A 14,074-nucleotide genomic window follows, 5' to 3' on the forward strand; every position below is an offset into this window, starting at 1 on the left:
TACATCAGCCGTGACTCGGGGGAGCCCGCTACATGAACGCCTGGAATCAGCAGGGCGGTCGGCCACCGTACGACCCCTACCAGCAGCCGAACCAGCCGTATCCGCCGAACCAGCCCTACGGGCCGCCGCCGGTGCCGCCGTTCGTGCCGCGGGTGGGGTTGGTCCGGCGGGTGTGGCGGGCCGTCGGGCCGATCGCCGTCGGGCGTAAGGTGTTTCGGCCGTCGCGGCCGGGGCGGGTCGACGATCCGGTGGTGGCCCGGATGCAGAAGATCCGTACCGGTGTCGGTCTGGCGGCCGTGGTGTGGGTGGTGGTGTCGTATCAACTCGCCCGGTCCGTGGGGGATTTCGCGAACGACCGTGTCAACCAGTCCTGGAACAACGTCCTCGTCCTGTCCGTGACGTTCCCGGTGGTCGTCGGCGTGCTGATCGGTGTGGCCCGGCCGCCGGCCCGGCAGGAGTTGCTGCGGCGGGCGGTCAAGCCGTTCGGCTCGGTCGTTGCGATCATCGCCGCGGTCGGCGTGTTCCCGGTGTTCGTGCTCACCGGCTTCGCCGACGGGCGGTTCGCCACGAACCCCGTGACGACGGCGGTCACCGTCCTCGTCATGCTGCTCGCGGTCGGCTGGATCCTGCCGTTCGTCGTCTACGGCATCGGGCTGTCCTTGGTGCACGTCTTCCGCACCGCCGACATACACGAGACGGTCCCGCCGCTGCTGGCGCTGGTGCTCGTATGGGAGATGGCGCTGCTCGACCTGGTGACCGGGGCGTACGAGGGCGCGCCGGTGCCGGTGCGGATCGGGCTCGTGCTGGGGGCTCCGCTGTCGGTCACCGCGGTGGCCCTGTGGGAGCTGCGGCGGCTGCGCGTGGGCTACGGCCTCACGCTGCGCGGCGCGCTCATGCGCTGACGGGGCCCGGCCGCGCGGACGCGTTCGCAGGGGTTCGCAGGGTTCGCAGGGGTTGGCAGGGGTTGGCGTCGAAGACCGGGCACGCCAGCCTGACTTGGTGTTTTACAGTGGCTCTCGCCAGTCAGGAGACCCCGGAACCTGTGAGGAACACGCCAGACATGTCGACCGAAACGTTTGAGTTCCAGGTAGAGGCCCGTCAGCTCTTGCAGTTGATGATCCACTCGGTCTACTCGAACAAGGACGTCTTTCTCCGCGAGCTCGTCTCCAACGCCTCCGACGCGCTGGACAAGCTGCGCCTCGCCGCGCTGCGGGACGACGCGCCCGACGCGGACGTCTCCGACCTGCACATCGACCTCGAGACCGACGCCGAGGCCCGCACCCTGACCGTCCGGGACAACGGCATCGGAATGTCGTACGAGGAGGTCGGCCGGCTCATCGGCACGATCGCCAACTCGGGTACGGCGAAGTTCGCGCAGGAGCTGCGGGAGGCGCAGGAGGAGGCGGGGGCCGAGGGGCTCATCGGGCAGTTCGGCGTCGGCTTCTACTCCGGCTTCATGGTGGCCGACGAGATGACGCTGCTGACCCGGCGCGCCGGCGAGAACCACGGCACCCGCTGGTCGTCGCGCGGCGAGGGCACGTACACGCTGGAGCGGGTGGACGACGCGCCGCAGGGCACGACGGTCACGCTGCACCTCAAGCCCGCCGACTCCGACGACCAACTGCACGACTACACCTCGCACTGGACGATCAAGGAGATCGTCAAGCGCTACTCGGACTTCATCACCTGGCCGATCCGGATGGTCCCGGCGGCGCCCGCCGCCGACGCCGCCAAGACCGACGACGCCGACGCCGAGGCCTCCGAGACCGCCGTCGCCGCGCCCGAAGCCGAGACGCTGAACTCGATGAAGGCCCTGTGGGCGCGGCCGCGCGACGAGGTGTCCGACGACGAGTACCACGAGCTGTACAAGCACATCAGCCACGACTGGCGGGAGCCGCTGGAGACCGTCCGGCTCCAGGCGGAGGGCACCTTCGAGTACCAGGCGCTGCTGTTCGTGCCCTCGCACGCCCCGCACGACCTGTACAACCAGGGTTACAAGCGCGGTGTGCAGCTCTATGTGAAGCGCGTCTTCATCATGGACGACTGCGAGGCGCTGCTGCCGCCGTACCTGCGGTTCGTCAAGGGCGTGGTCGACGCGGCGGACCTCTCGCTGAACGTGTCCCGTGAGATCCTCCAGCAGGACCGGCACATCAAGATGATGCAGCGCCGGCTCACCAAGAAGGTCGTGTCGACGGTCAAGGACATGATGACCGCGGCCCCCGACCGGTACGCCACGTTCTGGCGGGAGTTCGGCGCGGTCCTGAAGGAGGGGCTGCTGTCCGACTCCGACAACCGCGACACGCTCCTCGCGGTCTCCTCGTTCGCGACCACGCACAGCGAGGACGAGCCGACCACGCTGAAGAGTTACGTGGAGCGGATGAAGGACGGGCAGGACGCCGTCTACTACCTGACCGGCGAGTCCCGGCAGAGCATCGAGAACTCCCCGCACATGGAGGCGTTCTCGGCGAAGGGCATCGAGGTCCTGCTGCTCACCGATCCGGTCGACGAGGTGTGGGTCGACGCGGTGGGCGAGTTCGACGGCCGGCCGCTGCGGTCCGTCGCCAAGGGCGAGGTCGACCTCGGCGGCGAGGACGACGACAAGGCCGACGGCGAGCGCGAGAAGCAGGGCGAGGAGTACGCCGGACTGCTCGGCTGGATGAAGGAGCGACTGGCCGAGGACGTCAAGGAGGTGCGGCTGTCGTCGCGTCTCACCGTGTCCCCGGCGTGCATCGTCTCCGACGCGCACGACCTCACCCCGGCGCTGGAGAACATGTACCGCGCGATGGGGCAGGAGGTGCCGCGTGCCCTGCGGATCCTCGAACTCAACCCCGACCACCTGCTCGTGAAGGGCCTCAACCAGGCCTACAAGGAGCGTGAGGACCACGCGGGGCTCGCCGACACCGCCGAGCTGCTGCACGGTCTGGCGGTCCTCGCCGAGGGCGGGCGGCCCAAGGAGCCCGGCCGGTTCGTGAAGCTGGTGGCGGACCACCTGGAGCGCGCGCTGTAGCCGACGGTTCGTGCGAGACCGGGCAGGAGACCCCTCCTGCCCGGTCTCTTCACGGTCCGCGTACGGTTCGCGCACCAAAAAGTGCTCGTTGCTTGAGTCAATCAAGCGGGCATACGATGCTGCTCTGCAGTGGTGCAGAACCGCATCCCCCACGGAGGCCCCGACCATGTCCCATGCGCAACCCCGGTCCGCGGAGACGGTGACGGGGGAGGGGACCGCCGTACCGCGGGCCGGCCTCGTCGTGGCGGTGCTCGCCTTCGGCGGGATCGTGGTCTCGGTGATGCAGACCCTGGTGATCCCGATCATCCCGGAGCTGCCGAAGCTGCTGGACGCCCCGGCCTCGGACGCCGTCTGGGCGGTCACCGCGACGCTTCTCGCGGCCGCCGTCGCCACCCCCGTCATGGGCCGGCTCGGCGACATGTACGGCAAGCGCCGGATGCTGCTGGTCAGCCTGCTCATGCTGATCGCCGGATCGGTCACGGCCGCCCTCAGCGACGGGCTTCCCCTGCTGATCGTCGGCCGGTCCCTACAAGGGCTCGCCTCCGGGGTCGTCCCGCTCGGCATCAGCATCATGCGCGACGAACTGCCCGCCGAGCGGCTCGGTTCGGCGACCGCCCTGATGAGCGCCTCCCTCGGCGTCGGCGGCGCTCTGGGGCTGCCCGCCGCCGCGCTCATCGCGGACCACTTCGACTGGCACACGCTGTTCTGGACGTCGGCCGCCCTCGGCGCGGTCGCCCTCGTGCTCGTCCCGCTGTTCGTGCCCGAGTCGAAGGTGCGCTCGGGCGGACGCTTCGACCTGGTCGGCGCTCTCGGCATGGCGGCCGGGCTGGTCTGTCTGCTGCTCGCGATATCCAAGGGCGCCGACTGGGGCTGGGGCAGCGCCACCACCCTCGGGCTGTTCGGCGCGGCGGTCGTCGTCCTGCTGCTGTGGGGCCTGTTCGAACTGCGCGTCAAGGAGCCCCTGGTGGACCTGCGGGCCACCGCCCGCCGTCAGGTGCTGGTGACCAACCTCGCCTCCCTGGCCTTCGGTTTCTCCATGTTCGCGATGTCCCTGGTCATGCCGCAGCTTCTGCAACTGCCCACGGCGACGGGCTACGGTCTGGGCAGGTCGCTGCTGGCCGCCGGCCTGGTCATGGCCCCCACGGGGCTGGTGATGATGGCCGTCGCGCCGCTCTCCGCGCTGGTCTCCAAGGCGCGGGGCCCGAAGGTGACGCTGATGCTGGGCGCCGTCATCGTCGCCGTGGGCTACGGCGTCGGCGTCGTGCTGATGGCCGAGGTGTGGCAGCTCGTGCTGGTCTCCTGCATCGTCGGCGCCGGCATCGGCTTCGCCTACGGGGCGATGCCCGCGCTCATCATGGGCGCGGTGGACCCCTCCGAGACGGCCGCCGCGAACAGCCTCAACACCCTGATGCGGTCCATCGGCACCACCACCGCCAGCGCCGTCGCCGGTGTGATCCTGGCCCAGATGACCACCGTCTTCGGCACCACCGCGCTGCCCTCGCAGAACAGTTTCAAGGTCGTCATGGCCGTCGGCTCGGCCGCGGCGCTCCTCGCCCTCTTCGTCGCCGGGTTCATCCCCCGGCAGCGGACGGCAACCCAGAAGCCCGGCACCGAGCCGGTGGTCGTGGCGCAGGTCGCCGTAGCGGACGAGCGGGCGATGGGCGCCGCGGTCCCCGTGCCGCTGGCCCGCGCCGTCGCGGAGTTGGTGGCGACCGTGCCGGGGCTGGCCGACGCCCGCCCGGCCGGCGGCGGGCACCCGGTGCGCGGGCAGGTGCGCGGCGCGGAGGGCGTACCGGTGGGCGGGGCGGCGGTGACGCTGATCTCGCTGGGCGGACGGCAGTTGAGCCGGGCGGTCGCCGAGGCCGACGGCGCCTACGCCGTCGACGCGCCCGGGGAGGGCACGTACCTCCTCGTCGCCGCCGCCGACGGCCATCAACCGCAGGCCACGACGGTCGTGGTCGGGGCGGAGCCGCTGACGTACGACGTGCTGCTCGGCGGTGCCAGCGGGCTGGCCGGTGTGGTGCGGACCGCCGACGGCGGGGTGCCGGTCGGCGGGGCGGTCGTCATCCTCACGGACGCCCGCGGCGACGTGGTGGCCAGCACGCAGACCGACGGCATCGGCGAGTTCTCCGTCGCCGACCTGGTGCCCGGGCCCGTGACCCTCGCGGTCAGCTCGCCCAAGCACCGGCCGCTGGCCCTGCCCGTGGAGATCCGCGCCACCGGTGTCACCCGGGTCGACGTCGAACTGCGGCCCGGCGCGCAGGTACGGGGCACCGTGCGCGGCGCGGGCGCTCCGTTGGGCGACGCGCGGGTGACCCTGGTCGACGCCGCGGGCAACGTCGTCGCGACCGCCAGAACCGGGCACGACGGAGCGTACGCGTTCTCCGACCTGGACAGCGGCCAGTACACCGTCATCGCAACCGGCTACCCACCCCGGGCAACCGGCGTCAGCCTCGGCGGCGGCGACGTGGACGACCACGACATAGAACTGGCGCACGCCGCCGAGTAGTTCACCCTGCGCGGCGGGCCGCTGGACACCGTCTGGTGGCCTGTCGTCTCGGATCCGCCGGGGCCCGTTGCTGGTGGTGCGGCAGTGGCGTCGGCTTCGGTGGTGGCGATGTGGACGGCCCGTGACCTGGAACTGGAGGACGCTGCTGAGTAGTTGACCTCGCGCGGCGGGTCGCCGGAGACCTTCCGGGGGCCTGCCGTCTCAGATTCGCCCCGCCCGCCGCTGGTGGCGTAGCCGTAGTGCCAGATACAGGCCGCCGACCACCCCCGTCACCACGCCCACCGGTAACTGGGCTGTCTCGTGGACGCGTTGGGATGCGAAGTCGGCGGTGACGACGAGGACGGTGCCGGTGCAGGTGGCGGCGGCCAGGTTGGGGCCGGCGACACGGGTGAGGCGGCGGGCCAGTTGGGGTGTGACGAGGGCCACGAACGGGATCGGGCCGGCCCACGGACACCGCGCCCGCCCGCCGGGTACCCCCAAGCTGCCCGCCACGTCGTCGCCCATCTTCAGGACCTTCAGTCGGCTGCCCAGCAGGGTGCGCACCACGTCCGCCGGGGAGATCGGGTACTCGCCGGTGCCAGGGCGAGGACGCCGATCGCGGCGGTGAGGGCGAGCGCCACGAGACAGACCGTGAGCGCGCGGAGCTCCACCCGTAGCGAGAGGCGCTGGGAGCGGCCGCGGACGACCCGGACCCGGCGGGCGGGGGCAGCCTCCGTGGGTCGGCCGGTCACCGTCACACCGCCACCACCCTGCGTTGGCGCACCAGCGCGATGAACATCGGGGCCCCCACCACCGCCGTGACCACGCCCGCGTCGAGTTCGTCGGGGCGTACGACGACCCGGCCGAGGACGTCGGCGAGCAGCAGCAGCAGCAACAGCAGCGACGGCGCGAGCAGCATGGACAGCGGCAGCGTCCAGCGCCGGTCGGCGCCCGTGATCAGGCGGGCCATGTGCGGGACGGCGAGGCCGACGAAGACCAGCGGGCCGACGGCCGACCGCGAGAGGGGCGCCGGCCGGGAGCGGCTGCGCTTCCTCAACGTCTCCCGCGTGCGCGACGTACGGCAGCGGGCCGACGGCTCGCTCGGCATCGCCGTGGAGTTCCTGCCCACCGGCGAGGAGCAGGTGCTCGACGCCGACGTCCTCGAACGGATCGGCACCGGAGTGGGGCTCACCCCCGGCTGGTCGCCCGGAGCACCACGAACTTCCGGTCGCCGGCGACCAGTTCACAGGTGCCGAACAGTCGCTTCAGCTTCAGGTGGTAGCCCAGGTGTCGGTTGCCCACCACCCACAGCTCGCCGCCCGGTCGCAGCGCACGTCGGGCCCCGGTGAACATCCGCCACGCCGTCGCGTCCGTCGTGGCCTGGTGGGAGTGGAACGGTGGGTTGTTCAGCACGACGTCCACGCTGCCGTCCGCCACCCCCGCCAGCCCGTCCCCGACCCGGAACTCGGCGTGCCCCGGCACCCCGTTCGCCTTGTAGGTGGCCTCCGCCGACGCGACCGCCTGGAACGACTCGTCCGTGAACAGCACTTCGGCCGCCGGATTGGCCAGCGCCACCGCCGTCCCCACGATCCCGTTGCCGCAGCCCAGGTCGACGACCCGGCGGGCGCCGCTCGTCGCCGGCAGGTGGCGGAGGAAGAACCGGGTGCCGATGTCCAGCCGGTCGGCGCAGAACACGCCCGCGTGGTTGACGACCGGACGGCCCGCGAGGGTGCCGCCGACGTCGTCGGGGAGGTCGTAGGCGTGCGGCCATGGGTTGACGGGGCGCTTCAGCGATGCATCAGGGGTGCAGAGGATCAGCCGGGCCTTCTGCTCGGCCAGCGAGGTCCGGGTCGGTCCGAGGATCCGCTCGAACAGCCGCAGCGTCGAGGTGTGGATCTCCTTCACCATGCCGGCGGCGACCACGACCGTGTCCGCGTGCACGGCGTGCGCCAGCCGCAGCAACTGGTCCTCCAGGAGCGCGAGGCTCTTGGGCACCCTGATCAGGAGCACGTCGATCCGGTCCGGCACCGGGTCCTGGGTGGTCAGCAGCCGGACCGCGCCGGTCTCCACACCGGCCCGCGCGAGGTTCGCCCGGGTCGCCTCCTGCCCCAGCCAGGAGTCGGTGATCTGCGTCGGACGGTACGCCGCGAGCGCCGTGACCAGCGCACCCCAGCGGTCGCCCAGCACCACCACCGCACCGGTGAGCGGGACGTCCCGCTCCACGAGGTGTCGGAGCAGGTACGCGTCGGAAGCGTCCCAGGCGCGCAGCGTCTCGCGCGGATCCTCGGGGTGGCGGGCCAGCGAGACCTCGCCCCACGGCGTCGTCATACGGTCGTTCATCGTGCGGCAAGGCTAACCGAGCCGCAGCTCAGGCCCGGTGTCGGACCCATGGCGGAGGATGGGTGCATGGACACCGAGCTGTTTCCCCGGGAGCGTGCGCAGGTCGCGCCGGGCGCGGTGCACGTCCCCGACTGGCTGGACGAGGCGCGGCAGCGCGCGCTGCTCGCGGCCTGCCGCGACTGGGCCCGCCCACCGGCCGGCCTGCGCACGGTCCGCACCCCCGGCGGCGGCACGATGACCGCCCGCCAGGTCTGCCTGGGCTGGCACTGGTACCCGTACGCCTACGCCCGCACCGCCACCGACGGGGACGGCGCACCCGTCAAACCCCTCCCCACCTGGCTGGCCGAACTGGGCCGCCGAGCGGTCACCGACGCGCTGGGACCAGAGGAGAGCGGGGAAGGGGTGGGCGGGGAGCAGGAAGGCGCAGGGGCGGCGGCGTACGACATCGCGCTGATCAACTTCTACGACGGCGACTCCCGGATGGGCATGCACCGGGACGCCGACGAGCGGTCCGCCGCGCCCGTCGTGTCCCTCAGCCTCGGCGACACCTGCGTCTTCCGTTTCGGCAACACCGAGACTCGGACCCGCCCCTACACCGACGTCGAGCTGCGCAGCGGCGACCTGTTCGTGTTCGGGGGGCCGTCCCGGCTCGCCTACCACGGGGTGCCGCGGGTCCTGCCGGGCACGGCGCCGGCCGGGCTCGGGCTGACCGGGCGGCTGAACGTGACCCTGCGGGTCAGTGGCTTCCCGGACGCCACCTGACGAAGCGGATCATGGGAGACTCGCTCTCATGAGCGGCAAGGCGGACCCCCGGCCGGCGGGGGAAGGGACCACCTCGAGGGCGCGGTTGGACCGGGGGCGCGGTGCGCTCGGCCCCGCGTTGGAGCTCGTGCACACCGGCCGCGCGCCCACCCGCGCGGTACTCACCGCCGAACTCGGCGTCACCCGTGCGACGGCCGGCGCGGTGGCCGCCGAACTCGCGGCACTGGGCCTGATCCGGGTGGACGCGCGGCCCGGCGCCGCCGCCGGTTCGCAGGGCCGCCCCTCGCACCGGCTCGCCCTCACCGAGGAGGGCCCGGTCGCCCTCGCCGCCCAGGTCCACGCCGACGGGTTCCGGGCCGCGCTGGTCGGCCTCGGCGGGCGGATCGTCGCCACCACGCCCAGTTGCGAGACCGTCGACGCCGACCCCGCCAAGGTGCTCGGCGCCGCCGTCGACGCCGGCGCGGAACTGCTCCGCCAGACGGGTCGGCGCTGCGTCGGCGCCGGGCTCGCCGTACCCTCCGCGGTCACCGAACCCGAGGGACGCGCGCTGAACCCCCTGCACCTGGCGTGGCCGGCGGGGGCGCCCGTGCGGGAGATCTTCGCCGAGCGGATCCGCGCCGCCGGTCTCACCGGCCCCGCGTTCGCCGCCAACGACGTCAACCTCGCCGCCCTCGCCGAACACCGGCACGGCGCCGGACGCGGCGCCCGCGACCTGCTGTGCGTGGCCACCGGACACCGGGGCGTCGGCGGCGCGCTGGTGCTGGACGGCCGTCTGCACACGGGCAGTTCGGGCCTCGCGCTCGAAGTCGGTCACCTCACCGTCAACCCCGAGGGCGGCCCCTGCCACTGCGGCAGCCGGGGCTGCCTCGACGTCGAGGCCGACCCGCTCGCCCTGCTCACCGCGGCCGGCCGCGCGCCGGGCCCCGAGGGCTCCCTGCTCCAGCAGGCCAACGAACTGATCCGCGAGGAGTACGGCGACCCGGTCGTCCGCGCCGCCGCCGACACCCTCATCGACCGGCTCGGTCTGGGCCTGGCGGGCCTGGTGAACATCCTCAACCCGGACCGCATCATCCTCGGCGGCCTGCACCGCACCCTCCTCGACGCCGACCCCGACCGCCTCCGCGCCGTCGTCACCGACCGCAGCCTGTGGGGCCGCAGCGGCGGCGTCCCCATCCTCGCCTGCTCCCTCGACCACAACAGCCTGGTCGGCGCGGCCGAGCTGGCCTGGCAGCCGGTCTTCGACGATCCGCTGGCGGCGCTGGGCGCCGTGTGAGACCGACGCCCGGGGAGGCGTCCGCGTAGGTTGACGGCATGACAGAGCAACTGACCGTGAGCGTCCTGGGCACCGGCATCATGGGCGCGGCGATGGCCCGCAACCTCGCCCGTGCCGGACACACCGTGCGCGCCTGGAACCGCACCCGCGCCAAGGCCGAGCCGCTCACCGCGGACGGTGTGCGGGTCGTCGACACCCCCGCCGAGGCGGTCGACGGCGCGGACGTCGTCCTGACCATGCTCCATGACGGCCCGGCCGCCCTGGACGTCATGCGCGAGGCCGCTCCCGCGCTGCGGGCCGGCGCGGCCTGGGTGCAGTCGACGACCGCCGGGATCGAGGCCCTCGGCGACCTGGCCGCCTTCGCCCGCGCCCACGACCTGGTCTTCTTCGACGCGCCGGTGCTCGGCACCCGGCAGCCCGCCGAGGCCGGTCAACTGACCGTGCTGGCGGCGGGCCCGCCGGCGGGCCGGGACGCGGTGGCGCCCGTCCTGGACGCCGTCGGCGCGCGGACGGTGTGGACCGGCGAGGACGGCGGCGCGGGCAGCGCCACCCGGCTGAAACTGGTGGCCAATTGCTGGGTCATCGCGGCCACCGCCGCGGCCGGCGAGGCCCTCGCCCTGGCGCAGTCCCTGGACGTCGACCCGAACGCGTTCCTCGAACTGATCGCGGGCGGCCCGCTCGACATGGCCTACCTGCGGGCGAAGACCGGCCTGATCCTCGACGACCGGCTCTCGCCCGCCCAGTTCGCGGTGACGACGGCCGCGAAGGACGCGCGTCTGATCGTCGAGGCGGGCCGCGCGAACGGCGTCCGCCTGGACGTCGCGGCCGCCAGCGCCGACCGCCTGGAACGGGCCGCCGCGCAGGGCCACGGCGACGAGGACATGGCCGCCGCCTACTTCGCGAGCTTCGACAAGAACGCCTGATCCCACGCTGGAGGACCGCGCCGGCGGCGGCCTGCGGAAGCAGCCGATCGCCGCGCGCGTACTCCCCGCGCGGTACACGCACTGCCGCTGGCCGTACGACGACCCTGACCCCCTCCCGGCGGGACTCTCGAGACATCGAACGAAGACCCACCGAAGGTCTCACCGAGGAGATGACCCGAGATGAACACCCTGGCGAACTGGGACGGCGGACCCGGCCCGTGGATCCTGTTCCTCCCGCTGATCTGGGCGGCCGTGGTGATCGGCGCCGTCACGCTCCTGCGCCGCACCGTCTGGCGCGGCCGCCGCGGCCCCTGGCACCCGGCAGCCGACCCCCGCCCCACCGGCGACGCGCCCCTCGCGGTCCTCGGCCGCCGCTTCGCCTCCGGCGAGATCGACGAGGACGAGTACTGGCGCCGACTGTCCGTCCTGGACGAGCAGTTCGGCCGCATGGGCAAGGGCGGCGGTCCGGCATGAGCACCGAGACTCCCGCGACCTCCGCGACGCGGGCCGTCGCCACGGAATGACGTACGCCTGACTGACGTACGCCCGGGGGTGAGGTCACCGCCCGGTCAGCCGAGGACGGCCGACCGGGCGGGAGCATGGGCGGGCCGCAGGTCGTCGACGCAGACGACCTCCGCGAACCGGGGCGCGACCTGCTCGCGGGGCGTGCGACGCGGTGGACGCGCCGACAGTTCGCGCGCGGCGACGGGCGCCGGCAGCGTGAACCACACGACCTTGCCGGACTCGCCGTCCGGCCGGGCGCCCCAACTCTCGCTCACCGCGGCCACCATGGCGAGTCCGCGCCCACAGGTGGCGAGGGCCGCGGCGTCCTTCAGCTCGCCCACGACCGGCAGCCGCGGGTCGTGGTCGCGCACCGAGACGGTGAGCCGGTCGAGCAGCAGCTCCATCTCCACGACGCACACCTTGTCGGGCTGGGCGTGCAGGTGGACGTTGGTCAACAGCTCCGTCACGCCGAGCGCGGCCCGGTCTATGAGCGGATCCATATGCCAGTAGCGCAACTGCGCCGATACGATTCTGCGGACCTGGCCGATCCGCGACGGCAGGGCCTGAAGCTCCACCGCGCAGTGCCTGTTTGGGTTGGTGATCACGGCTGCGACTCCCCGACTGAGGTCCGGAAGAACACGGAGTTCGGATCGAGCAGAGCGTCTGCGCAAGGCGGCCGCCTGCTGTCGTGGCCGGCGGGGCTGGTTCGCAGCGTTATCGCCGGTAAACCCAGAGTGACGTGAGACCAGAGTGACCCAGGGGCCGCGGTGCCGCAACTCGCGGCGTTCCGGCCACGGAGTCGGGGCCCCGGTGGCGCTCTGTGTCGCCCCGCGCAGCCCCACGCGGGCAGCCTTGTGCCGCCCCCGTGCTGTGTCTGTGTCGGTCAGTGTCGCCCCGCTGCCGCCCTCGGCGCAGGCTCAGCCGCCGCGCCCCGCCGCTTTGCGCACGGCCTCGATGAAGCGGCGCGCCGCGGGCGGCCCCGGCTCGCCCGGCGCCGGATCGTGGTCGCCCAGCGTGAGCAGGTACCGCGTGCCGTTGACGTCGGCCTGCGCCCGGTCCTCCGGGGCGAACCAGGGTTTCGAGGCGCGGACCGCCTGCACGGGCGCGCTGTCGATCTCGCTGCCGTAGCTGGTCAGCAACTCCAGCCTGCCGTCGCTGATCCGGACCTGACCGGCCCGGGTGAGCGAGCGCAGCCGCTTCCCGATGCGCACGCCCGTGGCCCTGAACTCCGGCTCCGCCATGCCTCCCGCCCCCTTGTGCGCCTGGGCGGGCCGGACCGCGCGCCCGCGTGGGGCGTGCTCCAGCCCGCGTCCTGTCGAACCCGTCCTCGTGAACCAGTGTGCGCCCCCGTCCGGGCCCCGCCGCCGGACCGGAACGTTCACCCCGTCCGGGACCCGTGCCCGACCCGGTGCAGTCTGCCCGCGCCCGGCGGCGAGCACCAGTGCCCGGAACGCCCCGGCCGCACCCGCCCGGAGCACTCGCGCGAATGCGCCCCCACCCGCCCACGCCCGCTCCCCAGGGCCGCCTTTGAGCCTCCCAAAGGTGTGTTTATGCAGGTGAGAAGCGTGCGGAAGGTGCTTATGATCGAGGTGTCGGCCGCGCGGACCACCGTCGGCGCGAAGCCTGAAGGAGCCCTCGCCCGTGACCACCCCCCAGCCCCCCAGGACCGGCGCCACCCTCGACGTCGACCACAGCGACCCCGCCTACCGCGACTGGCTGAAAGAAGCCGTCCGCAAGGTCCAGGCGGACGCCAACCGCTCCGCCGACACACACCTGCTGCGCTTCCCGCTCCCCGACCAGTGGGGCATCGACCTCTACCTCAAGGACGAGTCGACCCACCCCACCGGCAGCCTCAAGCACCGCCTCGCCCGCTCCCTCTTCCTCTACGGCCTGTGCAACGGCTGGATCCGGCCGGGCCGCCCGGTCATCGAGGCGTCCAGCGGTTCGACGGCCGTGTCGGAGGCGTACTTCGCCAAGCTGATCGGCGTGCCCTTCATCGCGGTGATGCCGCGTACGACGAGCGCCGAGAAGATCCGCCTGATCGAGTTCCACGGCGGCCAGTGCCACTTCGTCGACGACTCGCGCACGCTGTACGAGGAGTCGGCCCGCCTCGCGGCGGACAGCGGGGGCCACTACATGGACCAGTTCACCTACGCGGAACGGGCCACGGACTGGCGTGGGAACAACAACATCGCCGAATCCATCTTCCGCCAACTGGAGTTGGAGCGTTTCCCGGAGCCCGCCTGGATCGTCGCCACGGCCGGCACCGGCGGCACCTCCGCGACCCTCGCCCGGTACGTCCACTACACCCAGCGCGACACCCGCGTCTGTGTCGCCGACCCGGAGAACTCCTGCTTCTTCGAGGGCTGGACCACCGGCGATCCGGACGTCACCTGCGACTGCGGCTCGCGCATCGAGGGCATCGGCCGGCCGCGTATGGAACCGAGCTTCGTGCCCGGCGCCGTCGACCGGATGATGAAGGTCCCCGACGCGGCCAGCATCGCCGCCGTCCGCGCCCTGGAACAGGCCATCGGCCGCAAGGCGGGCGGCTCGACGGGCACCGGACTGTGGAGCGCGCTCAAGATCGTCGCCGAGATGGTCGCCGAAGGACGCCAGGGCAGTGTGGTAACCCTGCTGTGCGACCCGGGCGACCGCTACCTCGACAAGTACTACTCCGACGCCTGGCTCGCCGAACAGGGCTTGGACATCGCCCCCTACACCGCCGCGATCGAGTCACTGCTCGCCACAGGCGTATGGCCCGCCTGAGGGCCTGAGGG

Annotated in this window: 13 protein-coding genes and 2 pseudogenes; 9 read left to right on the top strand and 6 right to left on the bottom strand. The window is 72.8% G+C overall.

Going from position 1 to position 14,074, the window contains the following annotated elements; translation table 11 throughout:
- Nucleotides 1-32: 32 nt before the first annotated feature.
- The 3 genes from BMZ82_RS20950 to BMZ82_RS20960 all read left to right on the top strand — a co-directional run bounded on the left by BMZ82_RS20950 (nt 33) and on the right by BMZ82_RS20960 (nt 5,516).
- Entirely contained in the window at nt 33-902 is an 870-nt protein-coding gene (locus BMZ82_RS20950) for a hypothetical protein (RefSeq protein ID WP_256252027.1), read from the top strand.
- 158 nt (nt 903-1,060) lie between these two features.
- Nucleotides 1,061-3,007 carry a molecular chaperone HtpG gene (gene htpG / locus BMZ82_RS20955; RefSeq protein WP_093777975.1) on the top strand — a complete coding sequence of 649 codons (1,947 nt, stop codon included), beginning with the start codon at nt 1,061-1,063 and terminating at the stop codon, nt 3,005-3,007.
- Between the two features lie 166 nt (nt 3,008-3,173).
- A complete protein-coding gene (locus BMZ82_RS20960) occupies nt 3,174-5,516 on the top strand; it encodes an MFS transporter (RefSeq protein WP_093777977.1) in 2,343 nt (780 codons plus the stop codon).
- Between the two features lie 201 nt (nt 5,517-5,717).
- On the opposite strand, the gene BMZ82_RS20965 is transcribed toward BMZ82_RS20960, so the two are convergent.
- The 3 genes and pseudogenes from BMZ82_RS20965 to BMZ82_RS20970 all read right to left on the bottom strand — a co-directional run.
- On the bottom strand, nt 5,718-6,062 hold the full coding sequence (locus tag BMZ82_RS20965) for an iron chelate uptake ABC transporter family permease subunit (protein WP_256252028.1): 345 nt from the start codon (nt 6,060-6,062) through the stop codon (nt 5,718-5,720).
- Nucleotides 6,032-6,247: a hypothetical protein gene (locus BMZ82_RS40780; protein ID WP_177244580.1), complete on the bottom strand. Its 216-nt coding sequence runs from the start codon at nt 6,245-6,247 to the stop codon at nt 6,032-6,034. Before BMZ82_RS40780 ends, BMZ82_RS20965 begins: the two co-directional genes overlap by 31 nt.
- Nucleotides 6,248-6,249: 2 nt before the next feature.
- Nucleotides 6,250-6,510, bottom strand: a pseudogene (locus BMZ82_RS20970) (iron chelate uptake ABC transporter family permease subunit); the annotation flags it as partial.
- Between BMZ82_RS20970 and BMZ82_RS42720 the strand changes: the two are divergent.
- Nucleotides 6,503-6,658 (top strand): annotated as a pseudogene (locus BMZ82_RS42720) (L-lysine 6-monooxygenase); the annotation flags it as partial. The pseudogenes BMZ82_RS20970 and BMZ82_RS42720 overlap by 8 nt on opposite strands.
- Nucleotides 6,659-6,683: 25 nt before the next feature.
- Here the strand turns inward: BMZ82_RS42720 and BMZ82_RS20975 are convergent.
- Entirely contained in the window at nt 6,684-7,823 is a 1,140-nt protein-coding gene (locus BMZ82_RS20975; protein WP_093777979.1) for a methyltransferase, read from the bottom strand.
- Between the two features lie 78 nt (nt 7,824-7,901).
- On the opposite strand from BMZ82_RS20975, the gene BMZ82_RS20980 reads away from it, so the two are divergent.
- The 4 genes from BMZ82_RS20980 (at nt 7,902) to BMZ82_RS20995 (ending at nt 11,267) form a co-directional block, all read left to right on the top strand.
- The gene (locus tag BMZ82_RS20980) at nt 7,902-8,597 is read left to right on the top strand and encodes an alpha-ketoglutarate-dependent dioxygenase AlkB family protein (protein WP_093777981.1); all 696 of its coding nucleotides are present in this window, start codon (nt 7,902-7,904) and stop codon (nt 8,595-8,597) included.
- A gap of 28 nt (nt 8,598-8,625) precedes the next feature.
- Nucleotides 8,626-9,870, top strand: coding sequence for an ROK family protein (locus BMZ82_RS20985; protein WP_093777983.1), 1,245 nt, complete (start codon nt 8,626-8,628; stop codon nt 9,868-9,870).
- A 38-nt stretch (nt 9,871-9,908) separates the two neighbouring features.
- Nucleotides 9,909-10,793, top strand: coding sequence for an NAD(P)-dependent oxidoreductase (locus BMZ82_RS20990; RefSeq protein ID WP_093777985.1), 885 nt, complete (start codon nt 9,909-9,911; stop codon nt 10,791-10,793).
- 180 nt (nt 10,794-10,973) lie between these two features.
- Complete coding sequence (locus BMZ82_RS20995) at nt 10,974-11,267, top strand: SHOCT domain-containing protein (RefSeq protein ID WP_093777987.1); 294 nt, start codon at nt 10,974-10,976, stop codon at nt 11,265-11,267.
- 95 nt (nt 11,268-11,362) lie between these two features.
- Here BMZ82_RS20995 and BMZ82_RS21000 read toward each other — a convergent pair whose 3' ends face one another.
- Nucleotides 11,363-11,902 carry an ATP-binding protein gene (locus tag BMZ82_RS21000; RefSeq protein ID WP_177244581.1) on the bottom strand — a complete coding sequence of 180 codons (540 nt, stop codon included), beginning with the start codon at nt 11,900-11,902 and terminating at the stop codon, nt 11,363-11,365.
- A 312-nt stretch (nt 11,903-12,214) separates the two neighbouring features.
- On the bottom strand, nt 12,215-12,538 hold the full coding sequence (locus BMZ82_RS21005; protein WP_093777989.1) for a hypothetical protein: 324 nt from the start codon (nt 12,536-12,538) through the stop codon (nt 12,215-12,217).
- A gap of 400 nt (nt 12,539-12,938) precedes the next feature.
- On the opposite strand from BMZ82_RS21005, the gene BMZ82_RS21010 reads away from it, so the two are divergent.
- The gene (locus tag BMZ82_RS21010) at nt 12,939-14,063 is read left to right on the top strand and encodes an L-cysteine desulfhydrase Cds1 (RefSeq protein WP_093777991.1); all 1,125 of its coding nucleotides are present in this window, start codon (nt 12,939-12,941) and stop codon (nt 14,061-14,063) included.
- Nucleotides 14,064-14,074: the final 11 nt, after the last annotated feature.

Origin of the sequence: Streptomyces sp. yr375, assembly GCF_900110755.1 — a bacterium.
Classification (GTDB): Bacteria; Actinomycetota; Actinomycetes; order Streptomycetales; family Streptomycetaceae; genus Streptomyces.

Coding starts and splice junctions, on each gene's coding strand:
- BMZ82_RS20950 (WP_256252027.1), top strand. CDS start 33: ATGAACGCCTGGAATCAGCAGGGCGGTCGGCCACCGTACGACCCCTAC.
- htpG (WP_093777975.1), top strand. CDS start 1,061: ATGTCGACCGAAACGTTTGAGTTCCAGGTAGAGGCCCGTCAGCTCTTG.
- BMZ82_RS20960 (WP_093777977.1), top strand. CDS start 3,174: ATGTCCCATGCGCAACCCCGGTCCGCGGAGACGGTGACGGGGGAGGGG.
- BMZ82_RS20975 (WP_093777979.1), bottom strand. CDS start 7,823: ATGACGACGCCGTGGGGCGAGGTCTCGCTGGCCCGCCACCCCGAGGAT.
- BMZ82_RS20980 (WP_093777981.1), top strand. CDS start 7,902: ATGGACACCGAGCTGTTTCCCCGGGAGCGTGCGCAGGTCGCGCCGGGC.
- BMZ82_RS20985 (WP_093777983.1), top strand. CDS start 8,626: ATGAGCGGCAAGGCGGACCCCCGGCCGGCGGGGGAAGGGACCACCTCG.
- BMZ82_RS20990 (WP_093777985.1), top strand. CDS start 9,909: ATGACAGAGCAACTGACCGTGAGCGTCCTGGGCACCGGCATCATGGGC.
- BMZ82_RS20995 (WP_093777987.1), top strand. CDS start 10,974: ATGAACACCCTGGCGAACTGGGACGGCGGACCCGGCCCGTGGATCCTG.
- BMZ82_RS21005 (WP_093777989.1), bottom strand. CDS start 12,538: ATGGCGGAGCCGGAGTTCAGGGCCACGGGCGTGCGCATCGGGAAGCGG.